This is a genomic window from Microbulbifer sp. TYP-18 (genome assembly GCF_040932045.1).
GTDB lineage: Bacteria > Pseudomonadota > Gammaproteobacteria > Pseudomonadales > Cellvibrionaceae > Microbulbifer.
This window is the reverse complement of record NZ_JBFRBC010000002.1, coordinates 1-2,952: the sequence shown is the minus strand read 5'-3', so window position 1 is coordinate 2,952 and position 2,952 is coordinate 1. Positions and strand designations below refer to the sequence as shown.

Annotated in this window: 4 protein-coding genes and 1 pseudogene; all 5 read left to right on the top strand. The window is 41.0% G+C overall.

All coding sequences use genetic code 11. The features are described from left to right. Window positions 1-636: pseudogene (locus tag ABVT36_RS02260) on the top strand (IS5 family transposase); the annotation flags it as partial. A 17-nt stretch (window positions 637-653) separates the two neighbouring features. Beyond that, window positions 654-947 carry a hypothetical protein gene (locus ABVT36_RS02255; RefSeq protein WP_368455070.1) on the top strand — a complete coding sequence of 98 codons (294 nt, stop codon included), beginning with the start codon at window positions 654-656 and terminating at the stop codon, window positions 945-947. Window positions 948-1,014: 67 nt separating this feature from the next. Next, complete coding sequence (locus ABVT36_RS02250; protein ID WP_368455068.1) at window positions 1,015-1,272, top strand: hypothetical protein; 258 nt, start codon at window positions 1,015-1,017, stop codon at window positions 1,270-1,272. A 424-nt stretch (window positions 1,273-1,696) separates the two neighbouring features. Further along, entirely contained in the window at window positions 1,697-2,134 is a 438-nt protein-coding gene (locus ABVT36_RS02245) for a hypothetical protein (protein WP_368455067.1), read from the top strand. Continuing rightward, window positions 2,131-2,565: a hypothetical protein gene (locus tag ABVT36_RS02240; protein WP_368455066.1), complete on the top strand. Its 435-nt coding sequence runs from the start codon at window positions 2,131-2,133 to the stop codon at window positions 2,563-2,565. The genes ABVT36_RS02245 and ABVT36_RS02240 overlap by 4 nt, the downstream gene beginning before the upstream one ends. The last annotated feature ends 387 nt before the right edge of the window (window positions 2,566-2,952 follow it).

The following is a 2,952-nucleotide window of genomic DNA, read 5'->3' as shown; positions in this document are numbered from 1 at the left end:
CATGTCTTTGGTGTCCTTCAAGATGCCGATGTGATCAACATTCAAGTGGATGAAGTTTCTCTGGACAGTACGATCATTCAAGTCCATCCAGACGGCACAGGCGCATTAAAAAAAACGGCCCACAAGCCATTGGAAAATCAAGAGGTGGATGGTCAACTAAGATTCACATGGTAGCGGCAGATGACCGCACTGCGCTGACCTTTTCCTTGTCCCCCGGTCAATCTGGCGATGCGCCAGAGGGCCGTAAATTGCTGAAGAGGCTAGAAAACTCAGGCCAACCTTCCATGAAGTCCGAGCATTGGCTTCACATCTACTGAAGAAGTCAGGTCACAGCCCGGAGGCTATTNGGAAGGTGCCAGCGTCATCATGGATAAGGCCTACGAAGGAAATGACACTCGACAACTCGTTTTGGATTTAGGTATGACGCCTGTCGTACCTCCGAAGGTCAATCGACTGACACCTTGGGAGTACGACAAAGAGATGTATAAAAAGCGAAATGAAGTAAAGCGTCTGTTTCGCCGCTTGAAAGGTTTCCGAAGAATATTTAGTCGATTTGACAAATTGGATGTCGTTTTTAAGTTCTTCATCAACTTTTCACTGATCGCTGACCGGCTAATTAGTGTTAACAGGCCCTAGGAGATCTTAAAAATGGTATGTCAAATCAATATCTAGATTTCTGGGCTAAAAGACCGTTACCAGATTATCCTCAGATACCGGATATTCCTGTGACAGTCATTGCATCAATAAAAAAGTATGAGAAGCCTCCATTACTATTTTTTACCGATGAGGCCAGAAGAATGTGGGGGCAATTGCATTTCAACTGGGTAAACTCATTTCCTCAAGGAAAGGCCGTGTTAACTGAAAAAAGTTACCATTACCCACAAAACGATGAGCCAGAGATGGTTGTGCTAGAAATAATCGACCTGTTGGAGCGGGTCAAACGCTAATAAGGCCAGCCAGGGGGCTAAAAAAACCCCGCTTCGTTCTGGTTTTTCGACCCCTGTTGAGAGCGTCATGTGTAGTAGCAATTCAACACCGCAATATACTTATAAAAGGCAAGAAAATATGGTTTGTTTGGGTAAATTGAGTGATGCTGAGTTTAAGCAAATGCTTGAGCTGCTAAAACGTTATGTAGAGAACGATATGGATCAATGGGAGCTTTGGAAATTTGATTCTAATTTTTCAAAAATATACGTAAACGTTTCAATGAAACCAGTCCATCCTAGCACTGAAGAGGCATATGTGGATATGAACAATTTCTTTGGGTGCTAATCCAGCACATAGGTGAATTTACAATGCTGATAGTTAAGCTCGGAGTACACAACAAATAAGGATATATTGCGCTTGCTACAATATTTGACACGTGAATAAACCGATCATTGAGTGGTTTTTTTATACTTGGAGATAGATATGAGCTTTACTGGTATCGGGGTGGAGCAGAAAGGGGCTCATGGCGGCCGATTCTTACACCTGGATGACCTTGATCCCGTACCGGGTGAGCGGGCCCGGGCTAATGTGTGGAGCTACTAGCTGCATCGCTGAGCTGTATAAAATTTAGCCATTGGCCTGATTTGATGATTATTACGTCGGGGAGTCGCTACACAATTGCTTACGGGGTAGGAATCAGGATAATAGTGGTCATGGAGATCACTATTTAAGGGTTAAGTGCAACTAATAACACCAAAATTTGAAATTCATGAAATATAAAATCATCCCCCTTATTTGCTTTTTTTTAACCTTTCCAGGCTGTTCGAGTAATGTTGGAAGCTATATTGTGCCTGGCGCATCTATTGATAGTAGCTTGGTTTATAAAATAGTACCTGATCAATTTGATCAGAGGGGTCTAGGTCAAATAATCCAACGTCAACTACAAGAACAGGGATTTAATATACTGCTAGACACATTAGGGGCTATTGATAATTATGATATAAAGATTGTTTATGGTGGTCAGTGGCAGCAGGATATAACATGGTATTTATTAAATGTTGATATCCGTTTTTATGAGAAGGAATCGGGCTTGTTATTAGCTTCAGCTTATTCATATCGAACATCTTTGGTAAGGAAGAAACCCGAAGAGATTATTAATGAGGCAATCTCTAAACTACTTACTTCAAAACAAAAGGACGAGAAATGATCAAAAACATATTAATAATATTTATAGCTACATTGCTAACAGCTTGCATCTCAAACCCTCCCGTTCTAGTACCCGACTCATTAAAGAATGATTCCATTTCTGCTATTGGTATGACCTGTAATAGTCCCTACAAGCTAGAACAAGATTGCTCTAGCCTGTCAGGTCCAACAAAGAAGGTTTTTATATCTGGTGTAGAAATGAAGGTGGCTGGAACGAGTGATGGCAAAGTTATAGTTATGTTTGGAGCAAGTTCAATCAGCCCAAATATGCAAGAAATCAACACCAGTTATGAGTTGATAAAGCGTGAGTTAGTTAGCAATGAAGTGGATATTTTGAAAGTGACGCCTGTTATTTCTTCAAATATTCTTTTTGGATATGCTATAGAAACAGATAAGTCTGCCTACAGCTTCATTTCTAAGGAAGATCGTTAGTTGGAGCACTTAATTGGGTAAAGGCGGGTTTCTAGCCCGCCCTTCCAACATCACTTTACAGGATCGTTACTCGTCCTCTATTTTTGGGGGACATACTCATAAAAATTGGGTAACACCAGATCCATGCAACTAGCTTTTTTGATGCGAATTGTAGGTAAACGGTGCAGAATTGCTTCCAGGGCAGTAATCGGGATAATAGTGGTCATGGTGATCAGTATATAAATGTTAGCTTATTTATGAAATTTGGAGCACCTATTGGAAAAAAGGAATTTACTGTTAGGGAACCTCTGAAAAACTGCTCCAGTCTGGCATAATTTACCCCATTTCCAACATACACAGATTCAATCATGAGCCAACTGACCTTCGCTGAAGCCGAATACACTATCA